Genomic DNA, 23,038 nt, shown 5'->3' with positions numbered 1-23,038 from the left:
TATAAGTGCCTTTAAGGGTGAAACAGTACACTAGGGCCAAATTCTTTGTTGACTGTTGAACGGTTGGCTATGCTTTTCTTCGGGCTTGGACACCAAGCCACAGTCAACGAAGGCATGCATATGATTCCCGTTATCCTTTCCGGTGGATCCGGAACCCGGCTTTGGCCACTCTCCCGCAAGCAGTACCCCAAGCAGCTGATACCGCTGGTCAAGGATCAGGTGACTTTGCTGCAGGATACCCTGATGCGTCTGGAAGGGGTCGAGGGGATCGCCCCGGCATTGTTGATCTGCAATCAGGCGCATCGCTTTATGGTGGCCGAGCAGTTGCGTGAGCGATCGCTGGCGCATCAGGGGATTATTCTGGAGCCGGTGGGTCGCAATACCGCCCCGGCGATCGCGGTGGCGGCGCTGCACGCGGAGGCTTTGGGGCAAGGGAACGAGTTGTTGCTGGTGCTGCCGGCCGATCATGTGATTCCGGATGTGCCCGCTTATCGTCGGGCGCTGGAGCAGGCCCGTGTTCAGGCCGAGCAGGGCAGGCTGGTCACTTTTGGCGTCGTTCCCCAGCATCCGGAAACCGGCTACGGCTATATCCGGCGGGGTGCAGCGACGGCGGCGGACGGGGCTGCCTTTCAGGTGTTCGAGTTCGTCGAAAAGCCGGATCTGAGCACGGCAGAGGGGTATGTGGAGAACGGCGAGTACTACTGGAACAGCGGCATGTTTCTTTTCCGGGCCTCGCGTTATCTGGAGGAGCTGGCTCAGTTCGAACCCGAGATGGTGGACGCCTGTCGCCAGGCGTTGGCGCAAAGTCGGATGGACCTGGACTTTGTGCGTCTGGACGAGACAGCGTTTACGGCCTGCCCGGAGCGCTCGGTCGATTATGCGGTGATGGAGAAGACCAGCGATGCCGTTGTGGTGCCCCTGGATGCCGCCTGGAGCGATGTGGGCGCCTGGTCGGCGTTGTGGGAAGTGGGTGAGAAATCTGCAGCGGGAAACGCCGTCCAGGGGGATGTGATCCTGGAGGCGACCAGCAACAGCTACGTCTATGCCGGGAGCCGGCTGGTAACGACCCTGGGGGTGGACAATCTGGTCGTGGTGGAAACCGCCGATGCGGTCCTGGTGGCCGAAAAATCCCGCGTACAGGATGTGAAGCGGATCGTTCAGCAGCTCGTTGAACAGAATCGCCCCGAGGTGGAACAGCATCGGGAGGTTTATCGGCCCTGGGGCTGTTTCGATTCGATCGACAATGGCGAACGCTATCAGGTGAAGCGCCTGGTGGTGAATCCGGGCGCATCGCTGTCGTTGCAAAAGCATTTCCATCGCGCCGAACACTGGATCGTGGTCAAGGGAACGGCCCTGGTAATCTGCAATGACGAAACCCGGTTGTTAACCGAAAACGAGTCGGCTTACCTTCCTCTCGGCTGTCTTCACCGTCTGGAAAACCCGGGCAGGATTCCGTTGCACCTGATCGAAGTCCAGACGGGGGCTTACCTGGGCGAGGACGATATAGTGCGCCTCGATGATCCCTATCATCGGCAAGACAGCGACGAACCGCCGAAATAAGACGACTATCGTCAAACAACCTCTACAGGGAGGTAATCGCGGTGATGAAGGGGCCGATCAAGATTCTCCTGGTGTTTGGTACCCGCCCTGAAGCGATCAAGATGGCGCCGGTGGTGCAGGCGCTGAAAGCGGATTCGCGCTTCGAGGCGCGGGTTTGCGTGACCGCCCAGCATCGGGAGATGCTGGACCAGGTGCTGTCGCTGTTCCAGATCGTGCCCGATTACGACCTGAATATCATGAAACCCGGGCAGGGCCTGACCGAGGTGACCTGCGCCGTGCTGAGGGGGTGACCCCGGTGCTGGAGGCTTTCCAACCGGCCAGAGTTCTGGTGCATGGCGATACCACCACGACGCTGGCTACCACCCTGGCCGCCTATTATCGACAGCTCCCGGTGGGCCACGTCGAGGCGGGTCTGCGCACCGGCAACCTCTACTCCCCTGGCCGGAGGAGGCCAATCGCAAGCTGACTGGTGGCCTCGCCGATCTGCACTTTGCACCCACCGAGCAGGCCAGGGCCAACCTGCTGCGCGAAGGCGTGCTCGAAACGACGATCAGGGTCACCGGCAATACGGTGATCGATGCGCTGCTGGTCGTGCTGAAAAAGATCCAGCTGGATTCTCGGCTGCAGGCGCAATTGCGAAGGCAGTTCCCGTTCCTGAATCCGGGCGACGGAAGACCGGCCGGTAAAAAAATCATCCTGGTGACCGGTCATCGCCGGGAAAGCTTTGGCGGCGGTTTCGAGAGAATCTGTCACGCGCTGGGAGAGCTGGCGGGGCGGGACGATGTCGAGATCGTCTATCCCGTGCACCTTAACCCCAGGGTTCGAGAACCGGTTCACCGCCTGCTCAACGGAAAAAGCAATGTCCACCTGATCGAGCCTCTCGAGTATCTGCCCTTTGTTTTCCTGATGAGCCAGGCGCATATCATTCTGACCGACTCCGGCGGAATCCAGGAAGAAGCGCCGTCACTGGGCAAACCGGTACTGGTGATGCGCGACACCACCGAAAGACCGGAAGCGGTCAGCGCGGGGACCGTCACACTGGTCGGTACCGACGTCGACCGGATCATGACCGAAACCTGCAAGCTGCTCGATGACGAGAGCGCCTACCAGGCGATGAGCTTTGCCCACAACCCCTACGGGGACGGCAGCGCCAGCGAACGTATCCGCCAGGCTATCATCGAGGCCTGACGGCCAGCTGAACAGGAAACGTCCGGCTACACCTGTAACATCAAGAGGCACCGAGATGAGCAACGCAGCGAGTGGAACCTTCAACACCGTATCCGTGGTGGGGCTCGGCTATATTGGCTTGCCGACGGCGGCCGTTCTTGCGTCGCGAGGGCTTAGCGTGATCGGCATCGACGTTTCGGAGCATGCCGTCGAGACCGTCAACGCCGGCAAGATTCATATCGTCGAGCCGGATCTGGATATCGTGGTGCGAAGCGTGGTGTCGACCGGCAATCTCAAGGCCACCCTGGTGCCGGAAGCGGCCGATGCCTTTATCATCGCCGTGCCGACCCCATTCGGGGAGGATCATCAACCGGATCTCAGCTTCATCAAGGCGGCCGCAGAAACCATCGCGCCGGTGTTGCAGCCCGGCAATCTGGTGATCCTCGAATCGACCTCGCCGGTGGGTGCCACCGAAAAGCTCGCCGACTGGCTGGCGCAGTGCCGCGAAGACCTCTCCTTCCCCCAGCAGCTGGGGGAAAAAGCCGACATCAATATTGCACACTGTCCGGAGCGGGTGCTGCCCGGCAATGTGCTGCAGGAACTGGTGGCTAACGATCGCATTATCGGCGGCATGACCCCGCGCTGCGCGACACGGGCGGCGGCGCTCTACCAGATCTTCGTACGCGGGGAGTGTCTGCTCACCGATGCCCGTACCGCCGAGATGGCTAAGCTGACGGAAAACGCCTACCGGGACGTGAATATCGGCTTTGCCAACGAGCTGTCGATAATCTGCGACCGGCTCAAGATCAATGTCTGGGAGTTGATCAGGCTCTCGAATCGCCACCCAAGGGTCAATATCCTGAGCCCGGGCCCCGGGGTCGGGGGACACTGTATTGCGGTGGATCCCTGGTTCATCGTCAGTGCAGCGCCGGACGAGGCGCGTCTGATCCGCCTGGCCAGAGAAGTGAACGACGGCAAGCCGAATTACGTGATCAACAAGGTGCTCAGGGCCGCGAACCAGTTCAAGCAGCCGGTGATCGCCTGTTTCGGGCTTTCCTTCAAGCCCGATATCGATGATCTCCGGGAAAGCCCCGCGCTTTCCATTACCCAGGCCCTGGTCGATTCGGAGGTGGCTGAAATCCTGGTCGTGGAGCCCAATATAGCCCGGCTGCCGGATGCTTTCAGCGGGCGGGGCGTTCAGAAAGTCCACCATAACGAGGCGCTGGAACGTGCCAATATCATTCTGATGCTGGTGGCGCACAAGGAGTTCAACGGGTTGTCCGGTGATATTCTGCACGAGAAGGTGGTGATCGATGCCGCCGGAGCACTCAGCCATTGACAATGGGATCGGGTGAATTCAACGGGGGAGGGATGGGCCTTGAAGACGATTGACGATGTGAAAGTGGCAGTGATAGGCCTCGGTTATGTGGGCCTGCCCCTGGCGGTGGCCTTTGCCAGAAAGTTCGAGGTGTTGGGATTCGATATCGATTCCGAACGTATCAACGCCTTGAGGGATCAGATCGACAGCACCCTGGAGATGAGCGTCGAGGAGCTGAGTGCCGTCCCGGCCCTCAGCTATAGCGCGGATCCCGACGACCTCAGGAGTTGTCAGGTCTATATTGTCACGGTTCCAACCCCGATCGACCGGCATAAAAGGCCCGATCTCGGGCCGCTCGAGCGCGCCAGCGTGATGCTGGGCGGATTGATCAAGCCGGGGGATCTGGTGGTCTATGAGTCCACGGTGTATCCCGGCGCGACCGAAGAGGTCTGTGTGCCCCTGCTCGAGCGGGGTTCCGGGCTCAGGCTGAACGAGGATTTTTTCGTCGGTTACAGTCCCGAGCGCATCAATCCCGGCGACAAGGATCACCGGGTTTCGGACATTTTGAAGGTAACATCCGGCTCCACGGAGAGCGCCGCCGACTTTATCGACACCCTCTATGGCAGTGTCATTGCCGCGGGAACCTACAAGGCCAGCAGTATCCGCGTCGCCGAGGCCGCCAAGGCAATCGAGAACACCCAGCGCGACATCAATATTGCCCTGGTCAACGAGCTGGCGATGATATTCAACCGCCTGGGCATCGACACCGAAGAGGTCCTGCGGGCGGCGGGCACCAAGTGGAATTTCCTGCCTTTCAGGCCCGGCCTGGTCGGCGGCCACTGTATCGGGGTCGATCCCTACTACATGACCCACAAGGCACAGGAGGTCGGATACCATCCGGAGATGATCCTGGCCGGCCGGCGCATCAACGATTCCATGGGTCGCTATGTCGCCGGCGAACTGGTCAAGACGATGCTCAAGCGGGGGATTCAGGTGGCCGGTGCCCGGGTACTGGTGATGGGACTGACTTTCAAGGAGAACTGCCCCGACGTCCGGAATACCAAGGTGATCGATATTCTCGCCGAGCTGGAGACCTATGGTGTCAGGGCGGACGTATACGATCCCTGGGTCGATCTCGAGGCGGCGCAACGTATCTACGGCATCCGTCCGCTGCAAGAACTCGAAACGGGCGTCTACGACGGTATCATCCTGGCCGTGGCCCATCGGCAGTTTATCGATATGGGGGCTGCGCGGATTCGCGAACTGGCAAAACCCGAACACCTGCTCTACGATATCAAGTACGTCTTGCCGGCAGACGACTCGGATCTGAGATTGTGAGGTGTGGCTGGAGACGGGGTAATCGTAATGGGGCATCGGTAACGATGTCGCCATCGTTGCCGTAATCCGCCGGCAAGGATTTCAGCATCTGCGCCGACTGCAAGGTCTGGTCCCAGTCCGTATTTTCATTTTCGAAACTGAACGCCCGAACGGGCTTTGGCTGTCTGCGTCCAATGTCGACTCGCGATGAAGGCAGGGCGGAGACCGTCAGGAATCTTTACAGCAGTGCCACAGCTGTCCATTCAGTCGCTTTGTAACCTGCTGAAAAAATTGAAGAAGTTAGAAAGTGCATGATTATTGCTTCCAATAATGATGGTTGTGTATCTGTTGATGGCACTGTGAGCATTACGCCTGGCGCATCCTGACAGTCAGAGTATCGGCCTGTATAACGCGTTCGGGGCTGTCTGGTGGTTATTTCGTCAGTTCGCTTGACTGGCGGGAATAAAGCCGCTGACCAGATTCGAATTTAGCTGATATTACTGCACAGGGCGGGGCGACGGAGGGTTGATGCACGAAATCGTCAGTACTTTCAAAAAGTACTTCAGTGTCCGGCTGGCGGATACCGAAGCGCTGCGCCGGGAAGCATTTAGGATTCGCTATGAAGTCTACTGCGAAGAGCTGGGCTTCGAGGATAAGGAGGCATTTCCAGACGGCTTGGAGCGGGATGAATTCGATGTTTTCTCCGATCATCTGCTGCTCGAGCACAATATCAGCAAGGAATTTGCCGGCACGGTGCGTTTCGTGCATACATCGGCTTCGAATCCCAAGCAAATATTACCATTGGAAAAATATTGTGGCTTTGCCTTCGATCCCGGTTTATTTGACCTGAACGCCCAGCAACGTGGTTCCATTGCCGAGGTTTCACGTCTGGCGGTCTCTTCCCACTTCCGACGCCGTTCCGGTGAATTGGGCAAGCCCTTCGTCCTGGAAGGGATGCGGACGGACGTATCCGATCATGCACGAAACTTCCCCTATATCGCCGTTGGTCTCTACCTGGGGGCCGCGGCACTCTTCGTGCAACAGAATTATCATTTTGCGCTGGTGATGATGGAACCCAGGCTTGCAAGGGCGCTGACCCGGGTAGGCATCCGTTTTCAGAAGGCGGGGGAGCCGATCGATTACCATGGCGTGAGGGCTCCCTTCTATATCTCCACGGAAATTCTGCTGTCACATTTGATTCCCCCTATTCGGGAAATGCTCGACTCAATTAACATGCAACTGGAGCGGCAGAAAACCAAACCCTGAGTTATTAAAATTCTTCTCATACCTGCATTGCGGATGGTTGCGTTTTTATGCTGCATGTCGTCTCAGGTCTGATCTGTTGGTCCACATTAAATTCATGGCTTCCGGTTTAATGAAGGCCACGGAAAGAAGGTGCTCCAGATTGGTGAATTCTTCGTCGGCAGGAATATGGATATGGTCGCAGATCTCATAATCATAACCAAGATTCTTATGCAGACGTCGGTAAAGGCGCGCACGGACGGTACCTGTCACATTGAAGGCGTAGCCGTAATTCAACTCGGCACTTCCCTTGATCAATGCCAAGCATTGGGCCCGCAGTACCTCGGTTGTTCTGTACCGAGGCAATATCGCCAGGCGCGTCCACTGGCAATAGGACAGGCGCTGTCGCTGCAGTTCGGGAAAGAGTTCTTCGAGAATGAAGTCATCGCTTTCCACCGGCAGCCGAGCTGGATCACCGGGGGTAGAACCGGATATTCTTGCTCCTCCTATGCAGCAGTCCCCGTCACGCGCAATAAGAACATGTCCCTTTCGATCGTCTTCATCCTCCGATCCATCAAATGAATCGAGTCCCAGTTCTTTGCGAAAACAGGCCTCCCGGATGTCATAATATTGGGCAAGCAAATGCGGCTCTTTACTTAATTCAAAGCGTATCGACATCGAATCTCCTCCCTGATCACCCTGGTTAGCCGCTTTTGCTACACTGATACGCTCCACCCGAAGCCGGGAAGCAACGAGTGATTGAGTCGGAAAAATAGGCAAAAACCGGTCCGTATTTTTCTTATATGTTAATAATCAATAAGTTAAGCGGTTATCAAGTGTTCAGAGCGTCGAGGTCGATACATTCACCATCATCAGGTGTCATCAATAAGTGACAGTTATTTCTGAGATTAAGAAAACCAAATAAAATCAATTGGTTAAGCTGTTGCTTTATGGCGACTTCTGTTGGGGTGCTTTCGGTTCCGGTCTGAGGTGAACCCTCGGAGCCTGTAACTCGTCCGCCCCCAGAGGAAGGCCGTTACTCCATCCCGCATCGTTATTCATGGTTGCGCCCTCGCCGACCGATTTGCCGGCCTGCGGTATATCGAGACGGGTCACGAGGTGGACTATAGGCGCAGATCCGGGAGGGCTTTGGGTGAATCTTGCTTCTTTTCTAGGATTATTTTGCAGACCGGACCGTCGCTTAAGACCGACAGTGGGCAATCGGGCCTGCGTACCTGTAAACGAAAGGCGTGGTCTTGTCATTGTCGCGGCAACGACCACTCGGCGGTCGAGATCTTTGAACCTCTGTCATAAGCTTTAGGTCGAACTCAGTCCTCTGACTTCAATCGAACCTGTCTCGAGAAGCTCGCATGGCGCTCAAGAACCGCTTGGTCACAATGCTCGCCCGCTATCCCTACCGGATAATGCTGTTCAGCCTCCTGTTGATCCTGGGCATCGGGGTTGGCGGCAGCCGCCTGACCGTCGAGTCGGGGATCGATATCTTTTTCAGTGAGGACGACCCGAACCTGATCGCAGACCGCGAGCTAAAGCGAACTTACGGCCGTGAAGACAACGTATTCTTCGTTATAGACACCCGCGGCGGCGACATTTTCGAAGCCAACAATCTGGCGTCCGTTCAGACGATTACCGAGAAGTCCTGGCAGATGCCCTATTCGAGGCGTGTCGACTCCGTCACCAACTTCCTCTATCCCGAAGTGGACGGCGATGACATAGTGATCGACACCCTGGTCGAAGATGCAGACGCCTTGACCCGCGAAGACCGCCAGCGCATCAAAGATATCGCAATGTCGCAACAGGCTCTGACAGGGCGCCTGCTGGCCGATGACGGGGAGGTCGCTGCGGTCAATGTCACCCTGAATTTGCCCGAAGCTGAACTAGCGGCCGCGATTGACCAGGCCGTGAGCTATGCAAGAGCGCTGGCGGCTGAGGTCGAAAGCGCAAATCCCGGCCTCGATATTCACCTGGCCGGCTGGGCCCTGACCGAGCAGACCCTCGCTGAAGTCACGGCCCGCGACGCCGTTACCCTGATACCGGCGCTTTTGCTCCTGGTGCTGGTCATGATTGCCCTGATATTGCGGTCCGTGACGGCTTCGCTGTGCACGGTGATCACGATTTTCCTGAGTATCCTGTGCGGCATGGGGTTTGCCGGCTGGGCGGGTATAAGCCTCAACAGTGTCAACGTCTCGGCACCGACGATCATCGTGACTCTGGCCGTCGCGGACTGCATTCACCTGCTGAGCGTGTTCCTGACGCGCCTCAGGAAGGGGCAGGAACGCGCGGATGCGCTAAGAGGGGCACTGGATGACACCCTGTACCCTATCGTACTCACCAGCATCACCACGGCGCTTGGCTTTCTGAGCATGAATTTCAGCGAATCGCCACCGTTTCGCGAGCTGGGCACCATCGCCGCCGTGGGCGTCCTGGGCGCGCTGTGGGTCACGGCAACCATTCTTCCCGGGCTGGTGCTGATGCTGCCGTTCAGAAAGTCGGGGGAGTCGCAACCGGAATACCCTGGGTAGGCTCGCCAACTGGGTGATTCGCCACAACAATCGCATTTTCTGGAGTTCCCTGTTCGTCATCGCTCTGGCCGTGAGCTTTATTCCGCGCATCGAACTCAACGATGATCCCGCCGGTTATTTTTCCGATTCAGTGCCTCTCACCAAAGCCATCGACGTCGTCGAGAGCGAGCTCTCGGGGACCCAGTCCGTGCACTACTCCTTTGATAGCGGCCAGGATCAGGGGATCGTCGATCCCCGCTTCCTGGCCGAAGTCGATGCCTTCGTCGCCTGGCTCAGGGCGCAACCCGAAGTGGTCAACGTGGAATCCTTTACCGATACGCTGAAGCGGCTGAACCAGGTGATGCATGGCGATGCAAAAGAGTGGCACAAACTTCCGGACAGCCGAGAGTTGGCGGCGCAGTACGTCCTGCTATACGAAATATCCGTTCCCTACGGGCGGGATGTGACGCATCAGATGAGTGCGGACAAAGCATCCCTCAAGGTGACCGCAACGCTGAAAAACCAGCAATCACAAGGCCTTATTGCGTTCGAGGCAGGCGCCAGGCGATGGATGCAGGAGAATCTGGCGGGAATTTCGGCCCGCGGTGCGGGTCAATCCATCAGTTTCGCCAATGTCGGTCTGCGCAACATCGACAGCATGCTGCTCGGATCCCTGGCAGCGATCGCGCTCGTCTCGTTCTGCCTGATCATTGCCTTCCGTTCGATCCGTTTCGGGCTGGTCAGTTTCGTACCCAACCTGTTTCCCGCCTTCGTCACCCTCGGGATATGGGGGCAGCGGTGGCGGAGGTGAACATCGCCGCCTCCGTGGTATTCAGCCTGACCCTGGGCATCATCGTGGACGATACGACCCACTTCCTCGTGAAGTACCGGGAAGCTAGACAGGACCGGAGTCTGGATGCCGAGCAGGCGATCAGGTACACCTTTGCCGCAGTGGGCAGTGCACTGCTCTCGACCTCGATTGTCCTGGCCATCGGCTTCCTGGCATTAGTACAATCGGAGTTCTCCGTGAATTCCACATCCGGCCTGCTGGTGGCCATGACCATCACCGTGGCCATCGTCCTGGATCTGTTGTTTCTTCCGACCGTATTGATCAAGGCTGACCGCTGGCTGCTGCCGAAAGCAGCCCGAACGACGATCACTGCTGGATAGGTCCGATTTAGAGGTGCATATGAAAGTAAAAGGGATCAGTCGTACCGGCTTTTGCCGAGCGTTATTCGCCGTGATCGGCATGGCCATTCTCAGTGGGCCGGCTCTTTCGCAGGAGTCGGCTTCGCCAGCGTCGGCGGCAGAGCGGGGATTGGCCATCGCCCGGGAGGCGGACAGACGCGACAGCGGATTCGGGGACACGACGGTCGACCTCGCCATGCTGCTGAACCTCTCCGGAAACGAGCAGGTGCGCCGTGAGATGCGTCAGTTGACGCTGGAAGTCGAAGGCGACGGTGACAAGAGCATCATGGTGTTCGATCGGCCAAGGGATCTCAATGGAACGGCCATACTGACCTTTACCCACAAGGCCGGCAGCGATGATCAGTGGCTCTATCTGCCGGCGCTCAAGCGTGTAAAACGAATCTCCGCCGCCGACAAGTCGGGGCCCTTCATGGGCAGCGAGTTCGCCTACGAGGATCTCTCTTCGCAGGAGGTCGAGAAATATACCTACACCTACCTGCGGGACGAATCCCTGGACGGCGAGCCCTGCTTCGTGGTCGAACGCGTTCCCGTCGACCCGAAGTCGGGCTATACCCGCCAGGTCACCTGGCTGGACAAGAGCGAATACCGGCTCCGGCGCGTCGACTACTACGATCGCAAGGGTGAACTGCTCAAGACCATGACGCTTAGCGGGTACACCCAGTACCTGGATCAGTACTGGCGCCCGGGAAAAATGATCATGGACAACCACCAGAATGGGAAAAGTACTACCCTGATATTCGAGGATTACAGGTTCCGTACCGGCCTGACCGACAGTGATTTCGATCGAAGCGCACTGTCGCGCATTCGATAACAGGAAAACCATTTCGAGGTATCCCGTGCGCCGCATCGACTTCGCAACCCTGATTCTGGCTCCTCTTCTCGCATACGGGCAGGCGGTCGTCGCAGCGCCGGAGGATTCAAGCCCGACGTCGGATGGCGTCTCGAGCGAATGGACGGGCTATGTCAGCCTGGATACCCGGCTGTTCTTTCACAGCCCCGTCCATTCGGGCCAGGATGACCAGAATCTGTCCGCGGCATTCCAGCCCGAATACTATCGGAACTGGGATGACGGGGCGCAGACCTTCGTGTTTACGCCTTACTGGCGTCTTGACGCCAACGACGACGAACGTACCCATGCCGATCTGCGCGAACTGTTCTGGCGCATGGAGTCGGAAGCGCTCGTCTTCAGGGCCGGCGTCGACATCGTTTTCTGGGGCGTGGCGGAGTCGCGACATCTGGTCGATATCATCAACCAGACCGATCTGGTGGAAAACATCGATGGGGAGGACAAGCTCGGGCAACCCATGCTCAACCTGGATTACCTGGGGGTGGGGCACCTGGCAGGCTTACGTGCTGCCCTATTTCAGGGAGCGCACCTTCCCGGGAAAAGACGGTCGTCTGCGCAGTGAACCGCCGGTCGATACCGATGATGCTATTTACGAGTCCGGCGACGAGGAACACCATGTCGATTTCGCCCTGCGCTGGTCCCATTATATCGGTGACTGGGACATCGGCATCGCGCATTTCAGCGGAACCAGCCGCGAACCGCTGTTGATACCCGTCGACTCCGGTACCGATACCCGTTTCAGGCCCCTCTACCTGCAGATCGACCAGACCAGTCTGGACCTCCAGGTCACGAAAGGCGCGTGGCTGTGGAAACTCGAGGCGATCTACAACCGGAATGACGTCGACGACTACTATGCCTACGTCGGCGGTTTCGAGTACACACAGTTTGGCATTGCGGGAAGTGCGATAGATCTGGGCTGGCTGCTGGAGTACAACTACGACGACCGGGGCGACAGTGCGACGACGGTACTGCAGGACGATGTTTTTTTCGGGGTGAGATATACCGACAACGATGTCCACGGCACCCGCATTCTCGCCGGAGTCGCCGTCGACACGGACACCGCCACCACCTTCGCCAATGTCGAAGCCTCACGACGCTTGAGCGAGCACTGGGTCCTTGGCATGGAGATGCGACTCTTCAGCAATGTGGACGAGGAGGACCCGCTCCATCAGATCAGGGACGACGATTACCTTGAAATCCAGCTGACACGGTATTTCTGATTGCCGGGTTCCTGACCCGAACCCTCTGCAATATTTTGAAGTCTGGCTGGGTTTTCATGGAATCCGACGTAACAGGAACCGGCTTGGAGCCTCTCGCACAGTTATGAATACCAAATTTGACTATGATCTTGCATTTTCACGCAATATTGGCTGGGTAACGGAGGCGGAACAGCGATTTCTGAAAACCAGGCGCGTGGCGATCGCCGGTATGGGCGGTGTCGGGGGAGCCACCTGTTGACCCTCGCCCGTCTGGGTATCGGGGCCTTCAACCTGTCGGACTTCGATGATTTCGGCATCGAAAACTTCAATCGCCAGGCCGGTGCGAGCCTCTCGACGGTCGGGCGGCCCAAGCTCGAAACCCTGGTTGAACGGGCCCTGGACATCAATCCGGAACTGGATATCCGTACCTTTCCCGAAGGCGTTTCCCGCGAGAATGTGGAAGCCTTTCTGCAGGACGTGGATGTTTACGTCGACGGACTGGATTTCTTTGCCCTGGACGCGCGCAAGACCGTATTTGCCGCCTGCGACCGCCTCGGCATTCCGGTCACGACCGCCGCTCCCCTGGGCATGGGGACGGCCGTGCTGAACTTCCTGCCGGGTAAAATGACCTTCGAGGAGTATTTCCGTTTGGAAGGGTTTTCGGAAGAGGAGCAGTATTTGCGCTTTTTCGTCGGGCTCGCGCCCGCCCGACTCCACGGTGGTTACCTGGTGGACCCGGGGCGTATCGATGCTTTCGCCAGAAAAGGGCCCTCCACGGCGATTGGATGCGAGCTCTGCGCCGGGGCGGCGGCCAGCCAGGTATTGAAGATGTTGTTGAAGCGGGGCAGCGTGGTGGCCGCCCCAAGGGGGCTCCAGTTCGACGCCTATGCCAACCGCCTGGCTGTTACCTGGCGACCCGGCGGCAACGACAACCCGTTGCAGAAGCTGGCAATCGGTATCGCCAAGAAACAGTTGCTTAAAAAGTCGAAACCGAAAGAGCAGGGGGCCTACACGGCGACCACGGCTGCCGAGAAAGTGCTGGATCTCGCACGCTGGGCGCCGAGCGGTGATAACACCCAGCCGTGGCGGTTCGAGCTGGTGGGCGAAAAAGCGCTGGTGGTGCACGGTTCCGATACCCGGGACAGCGTGGTTTACGACCTCGACGGTCGAGCCAGCCAGATGGCGATCGGGGCACTTTTGGAATCGATCGAGATAGCCGCTTCGACCCTTGGCCTGAAGGCCGGGATTCAACGACGTCCCGATCTACCGGAGGAGACCCCGACCTTTGATGTCACCCTGAGTCCGGAGGCCGGCCTGGCGGCGGACCCCTGGCTCCCTACTTGAGGGTCCGTTCGGTACAGCGCCGGCCGATGAGCCCCCGGCCCTTGACCGCCGGCGAGCGGGAACTGCTCGAGCAGAGCCTGCCCGAGGGGTATCGGGTCCGCTGGTTCGGGGGGCGAAGCGCTGGCAGGCGGCCCGGCTGATGTTTGCCAACGCCAAGGTGCGGCTCACCATGCCGGAGGCATACGCGGTACACAGCCGGATCATCGATTGGGGGCAGCAGTTCAGCGACGACAAAATTCCCGAGCAGGCGGTCGGGATCGACCCCTGACCGCCAGGCTGATGCGTTGGGTGATGCAAAGCTGGGAGCGGGTCGCCTTCATGAATCGCTACCTGGCCGGTACGCTGGCGCCGCGCCTGCAGCTGGATCTGATTCCCGGGCTACGTTGCGCCGCCCACTTCGCCATCGTCGCGCCCAGGCCCCCGCAACCCTGGATGATTATCTGCAGGCGGGTCGCGCGATGCAGCGGTTGTGGCTGACGGCTACCCGGCTGGGGTTGGGCGTGCAGCCGGAGATGACACCGCTGATCTTTGCCCGCTATGTCCGTACCGATACCCCCTTCACCCGAACGGCGTCGGTGCAACGCCTGGCCCGCAGCTGTTCCGAGAAATACAGGCAATTGATGGGCGCCGATACGGAGCAGGCCGTGTTCGTCGGGCGGATAGGCGAGAGTTCGCTGCCCAGAGCCCGTTCCCTGAGGCTTGATCTGAAAGCGATGCTTGTCTCCGGTAAGTCGATGGCTGACCATGTCGAAAGTGAGAAAGGGACATGATCGAGAGTCGCAAGGATTCGGCTGTAAAGGAGCACGCAGAACACAGCGCCATGCCCGGAAAGCGGGTGCTGTTTTTCGCTGAAGCCGCCACCCTGGCCCACGTCGCGAGACCGATGGTGCTGGCCCATGTGCTGGAAGACGCAGGCTACGACGTTCACTTCGCCTGCCATCCCCGCTATCGGGAGCTGTTTCGGGCGCTGAACGGGCCCTGGCGCAGCATCCATTCCATCTCGAGCCAGGCCTTTCTGGAGGCGCTGGCCAGCGGACGGCCGCTCTACGACAGTGAGACCCTCGAGGCGTACGTCAAGGAGGATCTGCAGGTGATCAGGGAGATCTCTCCAGACCTGGTCATCGGGGACTTCCGCCTGTCGCTGTCGGTGAGCGCGCGCCTGGCGGGCATTCCCTACATGACCATCACCAACGCCTACTGGAGCCCTTACGCCCGACCGCACTATCGGGTTCCCGAGTTGCCGATTACTCGACTTCTGGGTGCCGGGCTGGCGGAGCCGCTATTCAGGCTGGCGCGCCCCTGGCTTTTGCGCGGCATGCATTGCCGCTGAACCGGGTCAGGAAACGATACGGTCTGCCGTCGCTGGGACCGGATCTCAGACGCATCTATACCGACGCCGACCTGACGTTGTACGCCGATATCCCCGAGCTAATCCCGACCTTCGAACGCCCCGCGACACACCGGTACATAGGCCCGATCAACTGGTCGCCCAGTGTGCCACTACCGCAATGGTGGGATGAATTGCCCAGCGGAAGGCCGGTCATCTATGTCACTTTGGGCAGCTCGGGTCAGAGCGAACTGTTGCCCGGGGTCCTGGAGGCCTTGGCGGAGCTGCCCGTAACCCCTGTTGTCGCGACGGCAGGCAGGGGCCGGTTGGAGCGAATACCGCCCAATGCCCGGGTGGCGGATTTTTTGCCCGGTGAACAGGCGGCCTCGTGCGCCAGCCTGGTGATCAGCAACGGCGGCAGCCCCACCACTATGCAGGCGCTGGCCGCCGGCGTGCCGGTCATCGGCATCGCCAGCAATCTGGACCAGTATTTGAACATGTCCTATCTGGAGCAGGCGGGGGTCGGCATCCTGATGCGGGCCGGTCAAACCACCGTGCCCCGGCTACGGCAGGCGGTCGAGACGGTGATGGGGACTGACGATTACCGCAATGCTGCCAGGGTGGTCATGGGACAGCTTGCGGCCTACCGCGCGGAAAGTCGCTTCGCAAAAGTGGTGACAGGGCACTTCCTAGAGCCTGTCGGACTTAACACTGATCTACTGCGGAAAAGCCGATTTTGGCCATTTTCTGAGCGCTCTCTTGTTAAATAGAACCACTATTTGCCGCAAAACCGCTCAAAAACTGAATCAAAACGGACTTTCCCTCGCTACGATCGGTCAAGTCAGACAGGCTCCAAGTCGCCGGATCCCGGTGAACAGGGCCGTCACCAGGGGCGGTCTGGCACGGAAATAACCTGTCCGGCCCGCGCCGGAATCGGGTGCTCCACGACCTGAGAAATGACGACTCTATTGAACTACAGTTAGTACAGTTCGATTGGCCGGGCCCGGTTTCGGGCCAAGTTGGTCTCAGGGAATCAACCTTAAGGTGGAGAACAACAATCATGCGTCGTTCGGAATGGGTGAATCGGTTCGCCAGGCTCCCGCTGCAAGGCAAGACCTGGCTGGCCCTGCTGTGCGGAATCCTGTTGCTCATACTGCAAGGCTGCGACGGGGGGCTGACAGATCAGGAATACCTTCAGCGGGCGCAGGAGGCCAAGGCCCGGGGCGAAGTGAAAGCCGCCGTCATCGAGTTGAAGAACGCCCTCAATGCCAACCCGGACAATGCCCAGGCCCGCCTGTTATTGGGGCAGGTCTATCTCGAACTGGGGGACGGTGCTTCCGCGGAAAAGGAGTTGCGCCAGGCGCGGGACCGGGGGATAGCCCCGGAGACGGTACTGGTTCCGTTGGCCAATGCATTGTTTGTTCAGCGAAAATTTGACGAGATCCTGGAAAGCTATAGCTCCCCGGGTGCGCTTTCCCCGGCGCAGCAGGCCGAGCTGCTGGCTGTCCGCGGCAAGGTCCTTCTGCAAACCGGCAAGACGGAGCAGGCGCGGTCGGAGCTGGACAGAGCCCTGGAACTCGACGGTCGCTCCGTGCCGGTGATACTGGGCCAGGCCCAGGTCGATCAGGCTGAAGGTGACCTGTCGGGCGCGCGGGACTGGGTCGACAGGGCGCTGAAAATTCAACCCGACAGCCCGGACGCCCTGAGCCAGCTGGGTCGGATCGAAGAAGGCGGTGGCAACCTCGAAGCGGCGGAGGCGGCCTATAGCCGGGCCATCGACACCGCGATCAACAAATCGAAATACATTGCCCAGCGGGTATTCCTGCGCATCCAACGCGAGGATATCGAAGGCGCCGAACAGGATATGGAAAGGCTTTCGGACAGCTACCCCGGTAAACATTTTGCCCGGGGCCTGATCCTTTTCCGGCAGGCGCAGTATCGTGATGCCCAGACCGCCTTCGAGCAGGCCCTGAATCGTTACGGCGACTATGCCCCGGTCCAGTATTACCTGGGCCTTACCCATCTGGTCCAGGGCAACGAGAACCAGGCGGACACTTACCTCAAGAATGTCCTCAAACAGGTACCGGAATCCAACCAGGTGGCGAGCGTGCTGGCCGGCATGCAGTTGCGCAAAGGGGATCTGGAGAACGCGCAGCCATTGCTCGAGTCGGTCCTCGAGCGGAATCCGGACAACCGCCAGGCCCTGGAACTGATGGCCGGCCTGGAAATGATACAGGGCAAACCGGCCCAGGCGATCGAAAAGCTGCAGCGACTGGTGGCCCTGGACCCTGACTCGGCCGGCCTGCGTTCCAAGCTCGGGCTTGCGCTGATGGCCCAGGGGAGATCGACCAGGCCACGGCCGAACTGGAGAAGGCAATCGCGCTGGAGCCGGACGCGGACGAACATGAACTGGGCCTTGTTCTGGGCCAGCTTCAGGCCGGCGAGAACGCCAAGGCACTGGAATCCGCCGAGCGCTGGGTGGCCAAGAGCCCGGAAAGCGTGCCGGCCAATCTCAGCCTGGGGTGGGCCTTTCTCGCCAACAGGATGGGAGATCAGGCCCTCTGGACCTTCGAAAAGGTATTGGAGCTGTCGCCGGGCAATCCCAGCGCTTCCCACAATCTGGCGGTTTTTGCCCTGCAGCGGGGCGATATCAAGCAGGCCCTGGCCTACTACGAGGACAGCCTGACGCACCATCCGGACCATTCACGAATCAGCCTTGCACTGGCCAAACTTTACACGCTGATCGGGCTGGATGATAAAGCGATGCCACTGCTGGAACGGGTGTGGGACCAGCAACCGGGAGAAGTTGAACCCGCTGCTTTGCTGGCCCAGTTATTGCTTCGTCGCGGGGACGCCGAAAGAGCACTGCGGGTGATCCGGGAAGCGGCCCGGGTGGCTCCGGAGGATCCGACGGTGCTCAAGGTTCTGGGCACGGCCCAGGCGGAAAGCGGGGATTACCGTGGCGCCATCGATACGTACCGACGCCTGACCGCCCAGCAGCCGGAATCGGCCGCCAACCACTACCTGCTGGCCCAGGCCTACTACAGGAACGGGGACAAACAGAACTTCGCCGCCGCCCTGGAAAAGGCCCATCAGCTGGACCCCGGTCATTTCGAAACCCGGATTGCGATGGTTGGCCTGATGATGGAACGCCAGCAGTGGGATCGGGCCCGGGAACTGACCGATAAGCTGAAACAGGACCACCCGGGCAATCCGGAGGTCCATGTCCAGGCCGCCCGCTTGTCGACCGCGCTCAACGAACCCGGCGAGGCGGTCGGGGCGTACCGGCAGGCCCTGGAGCTGGCACCCGACCGGAACGATCTGGTGGTGAAATACGGGCTCGCCCTCTGGCAGGCGGGGCAGCGGGAAGAGGCCTTCAAACCCATGGAGGCGTGGCTCGAGCAACACCCGACTGACGGCGTGGTCCGTTACAACCTGGCCAGCCTTTATCTGCTGGCGGACCGGAAACCCGAAGCCAGGAAGGCTTTCAGCGATATCCTCGAGAGCAATCCGGACCATGTCATCGCCCTGAACAATCTCGCCTGGCTGCTCAAGGACAGCGAACCGGAACAGGCGGTCGGCTATGCGGAGCGGGCGTACAAGTTATCCCCGACGCCGCCGGTTCAGGATACCCTGGCGATGATCCTCCTCACCCGGCCGGGGCAGGAGGCACGCGCCGTCCGGCTGCTGGAAAATGCCGTGCGGCAGGCTCCGGGGAATGCCGAGTTCCACGTCCACCTGGCCCAGGCGCTGGCGCAAAGCGGGGACAAACAGCGGGCAACCCAGGTACTGACCGAGTTGCTGAACAGCAAGGCGGCGTTCCCGGGCCGGCAGCAGGCTCAGCAACTACTGGATGAACTGAAAGGTTGAGCATGGACACCGGGAATAGGATCCCGGCGCGCCGATCGTAGAGGGAACCTCATGCGCAAAATTACCGCTGCGCCGGTTTTGACCTTTGTGGTTTTACTGTCGCTTGTCGTGGCCCTGGCCACCGGCACCGACTGTCTTCTGCTGGGCTGGCTTCCGCTGGGGGATTTTCGCGGTGTGATCATGGCCCTGGGCTGGGTGCTGCTGGTCTATCTTTACGCCATCGCCGTTTATCGGGTTTTCCTGCGCTACTGTCCCCTCCGGGAGGGTGAAATCGCCGAGCGCTCCCGGGAGGAGTTCGGCTATCAGGTGTACCTGCTTTTTTATCTGCTGCTGTTCTACCCCCTGACCCGCAATCACCTGCTGCCCACACCCCTGATGCGGCTGCTCTACCAGGCCCTGGGCGCCCGCCTGGGGGATAACAGCTACAGCGCCGGCGTCATCATGGATCCGCCGTTGACGGAACTCGGGGCCAATACCCTGATCGGCCACGACGCCGTGCTGTTCAGCCACGCCCTGGAAGGTCGACAGCTGTCACACGCCCGGATCCGCATCGGCGACAATGTCACCGTGGGCGCCAAGGCCATCGTGATGAGTGGCGTGACCATAGGTGACGGGGCCATGGTGGCGGCGGGCGCGGTGGTGGCCAAGGGCACCCGCATCGCCCCCGGCGAGATCTGGGGCGGCAATCCGGCCCGCCTGCTCAAATCCCCCGGCACCGTTGTCGAATAGCCTTCCCCCTCGCTGCCACAGGCGTCGAGATTTTTTACACAAAGCGCGCAAGACGCCTCTTCCGACCTGCCAGAATAAATTCATGTCATTGTTTTTTATAAAAAAAATAAAGAAGGCACGGGTTGTGCTTCGTTATGAGTGTACGACGCAGTTGACTCCCCGAGTCGAGTCCAATACCGCACAGGCTGGCAACGAACGTAAGAAGGTGACGCAAATGAACCAGAAAACACTCTTGGCCGCGGGGTTAGCCCTGGCCTGTAGTCTCTCGGCGCCGGTGTTCGCCGCCGATACCATTATCTTCGACCCCGATGGCACCGATGCCACCAATGGCGATTTTTTGGTGGGGTCCCTTGACTGGGCCCCGGCCAGCGCACTTGCGCTTGGTGCCATTCCCACCGCGCAGGGCTCCGATTTCGAACTCTACGCCCATGCCGCGCTACAGGGTTTTTCCGACACCGACGGCAACCCCGCCGGAGCACCCACCGGGCTCAATGTGGCCGGTAGCGGGATCGAGATCACCTTTATCACCGGTTTTACCGAAACCATCACCTCGGTGGTAAACGGCGCCGTGACGGATACCGGCAATGACCAGAACGGTAACAACATTCTCACCTTTGACCAGACCATCACGCTGGCGGCGGCAGGCACTCAGACGGTCAACTTCTTCGAGATCTGGTTTGATGATCTGTCCGATGCCACCGGGCAAAAATCCGATGCGCTGAGCGGAGATGGATATGGCGACGGCCATCTGATTCTGAGTGCCGGGCTGGTCAGTGCCAGCGGCAACTTCACCGCCACCTTTACCTTCGAGGACGTTGACGGCAGCGGTGATTTCAACGCCGGCGACGTTCTGATCACCGGTCTGCTCGATCAGTTCGGCACCGACAACTGGGGTGATCAGCAAACGGTGAGCGGCGAAGGCGCCACCCAACTGGTCGCGGATGTGACCTTCCAGGACACGGATTTCTTCAAATCCGACATCACGACCCTGGTGGAGAACCTGTTCTTCAATACCTCCAACGTCCTGCCGTTTGAGGAAACCAACCCGTCCAACGCCTTTAACGACGGCGATGACGGTACTTTCGGCAGCATTACCCCTGATATTGGTGCAACCAACGGCTTCAGCGGCCCCGATATCCTCTTCCAGGCGGATGCCAACACCTCCTTCGAAACGGCGGTGCCGGAGCCCAATACCGTCCTGCTCTTTGCCCTTGGACTCTTGTTCCTGGGGTTCGCCGGCCGGAGCCGTTACCTCGCAAGGAGTTAACCGCTTGCTGACAGTTTGATCGACAAGGGCTGGGCGTCGACCGTCACGGCCCTTTTTATTCCAGGGATTCAGGATAGCTCTTGATAAAGCTGGTTGTTAATCCTAAGGAGCTCATCATGAACATCAGACATTTTGCTTTCAAATCATCCCCCTTGGCGCTGGCCATCGCCTTGTGCCTGCCGCTGTCGCAAGCCCAGGCGACCACGCCGATTGACTTCAACCCGGACGGCCAGGGCAACGACGCCGTTACCCTCGGTTCCCTGGATTGGGCCCTGGGAGCGCCCTGATCGCAGACGAAATACCGCTGGCACCGAATAGCACCGTCAGTGCCCAGGCCTTTGGCCATGCGGCACTGGCCGGCGCAGCCGACCCCGACGGTAACCCGGTGGGACTGGACGGCCTCAACGTCGGTTACGAGATTACCGTGGTCCTCTCCAATGCTGTCGAGATCACCACCAACAGCGACGGCACCGTCGTGCTGCTCGCCCTCGACCCCGACGGGGACAACTTCTTCGAGATGTACTACGACCCCAACCCCAACGCGGATTCCCTGGCGGGTACCGGCTACGGCGACGGCCAGTTGATTCTTGCCGGGCAACTGACGACCTTGTCGGGTAATTTTACCGCCAATAGCCTGATTGGGCCCTTCGGGGCTCTGGATCAGTTCGGCACCGACAACTGGCCGGGGGTGGACACCATTTCCGGTCAGGGCACGCAGAATCTCGATGTGCTGGTGCAGTCCGTGGATATGGATTTCTTCACCAGCGGTGTCGACCTGGGGACCATCCTCCCCTTCAACAACAGCCAGGTACTCCCGTTCCGTCAAACTAACCCGTCGATGAGCTTTGACACCTTGGTCGGTGGCACGCTCAATTCCATGCCCGGCCTGGTCAATGGCATATCCGGGCCCGACATTCTCCTCCAGAGCGACGCCAACAACGCCTTCGAGTTTATCCCCCGGAGCTGGCCTGCCGGGTGACCGGCGGCGGCAATGACACCGCGGGGATTTTCGAGAACGGCGCAGCGGGATGGGACGGTACCTTCGCGGAGGACCTGATTACCCCCACTGCTACTAACGGCAACGGCAATGGCAAGGGCAAGAAAACCCAGCAGCTGAACGGTGTTGCGCTGGACCCCTACCGCTACACCATGGGTGGCCAGGCTGGCGCCAACACGGCGCTGCAGCCCCAGCCCAAGGGCGAATGGACCCACTCCAACCACGACAGCCCGGATAATCTGAAGTTCACCTTCCACGCCGGTACCGCCAGCGCGCCGGACGGCACCGAGATCGACGAGATCATCTGCACCGATGCCGGCTTCTGCTTCCCGCCAGGCCTGCGCCCAACAAGCAGATCGACTTCGTCGGTATTGGCACCTTCAAGAATCTCGACTGGAAGGGCAGCCTGACCATAACGGATGTGGGTGTGGTGGATGCGGCGTTCGCAAACATCGTCACCGAGCCCACCGGCAACAAGCCCAACCAGCCCGACGCGACCTACCACTGGTTCCAGGTCCATATCGAGGATCTGGGCGAGCCCGGCAATAAGGCGGAGGACGGTGCTGTCTGTCCCGACATGGGCTCCGGCAACGATCCCTTCGCCGAGCCTCCGGTCACCGACAACGTCGCCGACTGCGGCTGCGGCGACTTCTACCATATCCGGATCTACGAGGGTGTCGTGCCAGCCTTCAATGCGGACGGGGAAGTCACCAATATCAATAAGGACAACCTGATCTACGAGGTGTACGGCTATATCAACGGCGGCAACTTCCAGATCCACCCGCTGACCGGCTTTGACCTGAAGTAATCGGGCCAGTCGTCCAACGAAAAGCCTCCTCGAGCCTACCTCGAGGAGGTTTTTCGTGCTCCCATGCATTTATCCCGAGTGATGTGTCACGACCGGCAGGTCGCACATCTTCGGCTTTGGATTTCGTATAACCGCTGTATTGAATGCAGCGCATCCGGATGTTGCGCATCCGCGGATGAACAGGACATCTTCGATGTCGTCAGCAGTAACGGCGTCGACTTTTTTTACACAGTTCGGTCAATAAAGCCTTTCACCTCCGGACCGTTATTCTTATCTATTTGTTTCTAATATAAATTTTAAAACAAGCATGATGTATGC

Annotated in this window: 23 protein-coding genes and 2 pseudogenes; 24 read left to right on the top strand and 1 reads right to left on the bottom strand. The window is 59.6% G+C overall.

Translation table 11 applies throughout. The features are described 5' to 3' along the window. Positions 1-120 precede the first annotated feature (120 nt). The 5 genes and pseudogenes from ACFQDL_RS01820 (at position 121) to ACFQDL_RS01800 (ending at position 6,628) form a co-directional block, all read left to right on the top strand. A complete protein-coding gene (locus tag ACFQDL_RS01820; RefSeq protein WP_379907533.1) occupies positions 121-1,560 on the top strand; it encodes a mannose-1-phosphate guanylyltransferase/mannose-6-phosphate isomerase in 1,440 nt (479 codons plus the stop codon). 44 nt (positions 1,561-1,604) lie between these two features. Then, positions 1,605-2,748 (top strand): annotated as a pseudogene (wecB, locus tag ACFQDL_RS01815) (non-hydrolyzing UDP-N-acetylglucosamine 2-epimerase). 55 nt (positions 2,749-2,803) lie between these two features. Beyond that, positions 2,804-4,066 (top strand): UDP-N-acetyl-D-mannosamine dehydrogenase, encoded by a 1,263-nt coding sequence (wecC, locus tag ACFQDL_RS01810; protein WP_379907532.1) that lies wholly within the window; start codon positions 2,804-2,806, stop codon positions 4,064-4,066. Between the two features lie 39 nt (positions 4,067-4,105). Then, the gene (gene tviB / locus ACFQDL_RS01805) at positions 4,106-5,383 is read left to right on the top strand and encodes a Vi polysaccharide biosynthesis UDP-N-acetylglucosamine C-6 dehydrogenase TviB (protein ID WP_379907531.1); all 1,278 of its coding nucleotides are present in this window, start codon (positions 4,106-4,108) and stop codon (positions 5,381-5,383) included. 507 nt (positions 5,384-5,890) lie between these two features. Next, positions 5,891-6,628, top strand: coding sequence for a PEP-CTERM/exosortase system-associated acyltransferase (locus tag ACFQDL_RS01800; RefSeq protein ID WP_379907530.1), 738 nt, complete (start codon positions 5,891-5,893; stop codon positions 6,626-6,628). 45 nt (positions 6,629-6,673) lie between these two features. Here ACFQDL_RS01800 and ACFQDL_RS01795 read toward each other — a convergent pair whose 3' ends face one another. After that, positions 6,674-7,282, bottom strand: a complete 609-nt coding sequence (locus tag ACFQDL_RS01795) for a hypothetical protein (protein ID WP_379907529.1) — start codon at positions 7,280-7,282, stop codon at positions 6,674-6,676. Between the two features lie 692 nt (positions 7,283-7,974). Between ACFQDL_RS01795 and ACFQDL_RS01790 the strand changes: the two genes are divergently transcribed. The 19 genes and pseudogenes from ACFQDL_RS01790 to ACFQDL_RS01700 all read left to right on the top strand — a co-directional run bounded on the left by ACFQDL_RS01790 (position 7,975) and on the right by ACFQDL_RS01700 (position 22,720). Further along, the gene (locus tag ACFQDL_RS01790) at positions 7,975-9,144 is read left to right on the top strand and encodes an efflux RND transporter permease subunit (RefSeq protein WP_379907528.1); all 1,170 of its coding nucleotides are present in this window, start codon (positions 7,975-7,977) and stop codon (positions 9,142-9,144) included. Between the two features lie 13 nt (positions 9,145-9,157). Continuing rightward, a complete protein-coding gene (locus tag ACFQDL_RS01785; RefSeq protein ID WP_379907527.1) occupies positions 9,158-9,934 on the top strand; it encodes an RND transporter family protein in 777 nt (258 codons plus the stop codon). Next, positions 9,931-10,293, top strand: a complete 363-nt coding sequence (locus ACFQDL_RS01780) for an MMPL family transporter (RefSeq protein WP_379907526.1) — start codon at positions 9,931-9,933, stop codon at positions 10,291-10,293. Before ACFQDL_RS01785 ends, ACFQDL_RS01780 begins: the two co-directional genes overlap by 4 nt. Before the next feature lie 19 nt (positions 10,294-10,312). Then, a complete protein-coding gene (locus ACFQDL_RS01775) occupies positions 10,313-11,143 on the top strand; it encodes an outer membrane lipoprotein-sorting protein (RefSeq protein WP_379907525.1) in 831 nt (276 codons plus the stop codon). 25 nt (positions 11,144-11,168) lie between these two features. Beyond that, positions 11,169-11,741 carry a hypothetical protein gene (locus ACFQDL_RS01770; RefSeq protein WP_379907524.1) on the top strand — a complete coding sequence of 191 codons (573 nt, stop codon included), beginning with the start codon at positions 11,169-11,171 and terminating at the stop codon, positions 11,739-11,741. Beyond that, positions 11,683-12,399, top strand: a complete 717-nt coding sequence (locus ACFQDL_RS01765) for a hypothetical protein (protein ID WP_379907523.1) — start codon at positions 11,683-11,685, stop codon at positions 12,397-12,399. Before ACFQDL_RS01770 ends, ACFQDL_RS01765 begins: the two co-directional genes overlap by 59 nt. A gap of 234 nt (positions 12,400-12,633) precedes the next feature. Continuing rightward, on the top strand, positions 12,634-13,722 hold the full coding sequence (locus ACFQDL_RS01760; RefSeq protein ID WP_379907522.1) for a ThiF family adenylyltransferase: 1,089 nt from the start codon (positions 12,634-12,636) through the stop codon (positions 13,720-13,722). Between the two features lie 139 nt (positions 13,723-13,861). Continuing rightward, positions 13,862-13,990 carry a hypothetical protein gene (locus ACFQDL_RS01755; protein WP_379907521.1) on the top strand — a complete coding sequence of 43 codons (129 nt, stop codon included), beginning with the start codon at positions 13,862-13,864 and terminating at the stop codon, positions 13,988-13,990. A gap of 20 nt (positions 13,991-14,010) precedes the next feature. Continuing rightward, positions 14,011-14,199 (top strand): hypothetical protein, encoded by a 189-nt coding sequence (locus ACFQDL_RS01750; RefSeq protein ID WP_379907520.1) that lies wholly within the window; start codon positions 14,011-14,013, stop codon positions 14,197-14,199. Then, complete coding sequence (locus ACFQDL_RS01745; protein WP_379907519.1) at positions 14,181-14,492, top strand: hypothetical protein; 312 nt, start codon at positions 14,181-14,183, stop codon at positions 14,490-14,492. The genes ACFQDL_RS01750 and ACFQDL_RS01745 overlap by 19 nt, the downstream gene beginning before the upstream one ends. Beyond that, a complete protein-coding gene (locus tag ACFQDL_RS01740) occupies positions 14,489-15,052 on the top strand; it encodes a hypothetical protein (RefSeq protein ID WP_379907518.1) in 564 nt (187 codons plus the stop codon). Before ACFQDL_RS01745 ends, ACFQDL_RS01740 begins: the two co-directional genes overlap by 4 nt. Next, on the top strand, positions 15,043-15,819 hold the full coding sequence (locus tag ACFQDL_RS01735; protein ID WP_379907517.1) for a glycosyltransferase: 777 nt from the start codon (positions 15,043-15,045) through the stop codon (positions 15,817-15,819). The genes ACFQDL_RS01740 and ACFQDL_RS01735 overlap by 10 nt, the downstream gene beginning before the upstream one ends. Before the next feature lie 290 nt (positions 15,820-16,109). Next, a pseudogene (prsT, locus tag ACFQDL_RS01730) lies at positions 16,110-18,919 on the top strand (XrtA/PEP-CTERM system TPR-repeat protein PrsT). 51 nt (positions 18,920-18,970) lie between these two features. Further along, positions 18,971-19,648 carry an acyltransferase gene (locus ACFQDL_RS01725; RefSeq protein WP_379907516.1) on the top strand — a complete coding sequence of 226 codons (678 nt, stop codon included), beginning with the start codon at positions 18,971-18,973 and terminating at the stop codon, positions 19,646-19,648. Between the two features lie 214 nt (positions 19,649-19,862). Continuing rightward, positions 19,863-20,915 carry a PEP-CTERM sorting domain-containing protein gene (locus ACFQDL_RS01720; protein ID WP_379907515.1) on the top strand — a complete coding sequence of 351 codons (1,053 nt, stop codon included), beginning with the start codon at positions 19,863-19,865 and terminating at the stop codon, positions 20,913-20,915. A 116-nt stretch (positions 20,916-21,031) separates the two neighbouring features. Then, positions 21,032-21,202 (top strand): hypothetical protein, encoded by a 171-nt coding sequence (locus ACFQDL_RS01715; RefSeq protein ID WP_379907514.1) that lies wholly within the window; start codon positions 21,032-21,034, stop codon positions 21,200-21,202. 98 nt (positions 21,203-21,300) lie between these two features. Continuing rightward, positions 21,301-21,894: a hypothetical protein gene (locus tag ACFQDL_RS01710; protein ID WP_379907513.1), complete on the top strand. Its 594-nt coding sequence runs from the start codon at positions 21,301-21,303 to the stop codon at positions 21,892-21,894. Beyond that, complete coding sequence (locus ACFQDL_RS01705; protein WP_379907512.1) at positions 21,891-22,322, top strand: hypothetical protein; 432 nt, start codon at positions 21,891-21,893, stop codon at positions 22,320-22,322. The genes ACFQDL_RS01710 and ACFQDL_RS01705 overlap by 4 nt, the downstream gene beginning before the upstream one ends. Positions 22,323-22,342: 20 nt before the next feature. Continuing rightward, positions 22,343-22,720: a hypothetical protein gene (locus ACFQDL_RS01700; RefSeq protein ID WP_379907511.1), complete on the top strand. Its 378-nt coding sequence runs from the start codon at positions 22,343-22,345 to the stop codon at positions 22,718-22,720. Positions 22,721-23,038 lie beyond the last annotated feature (318 nt).

Source organism: Marinobacterium aestuariivivens, assembly GCF_042661465.1.
GTDB lineage: Bacteria > Pseudomonadota > Gammaproteobacteria > Pseudomonadales > Balneatricaceae > Marinobacterium_A > Marinobacterium_A aestuariivivens.
This window is presented reverse-complemented; position numbering and strand designations above follow the sequence as displayed.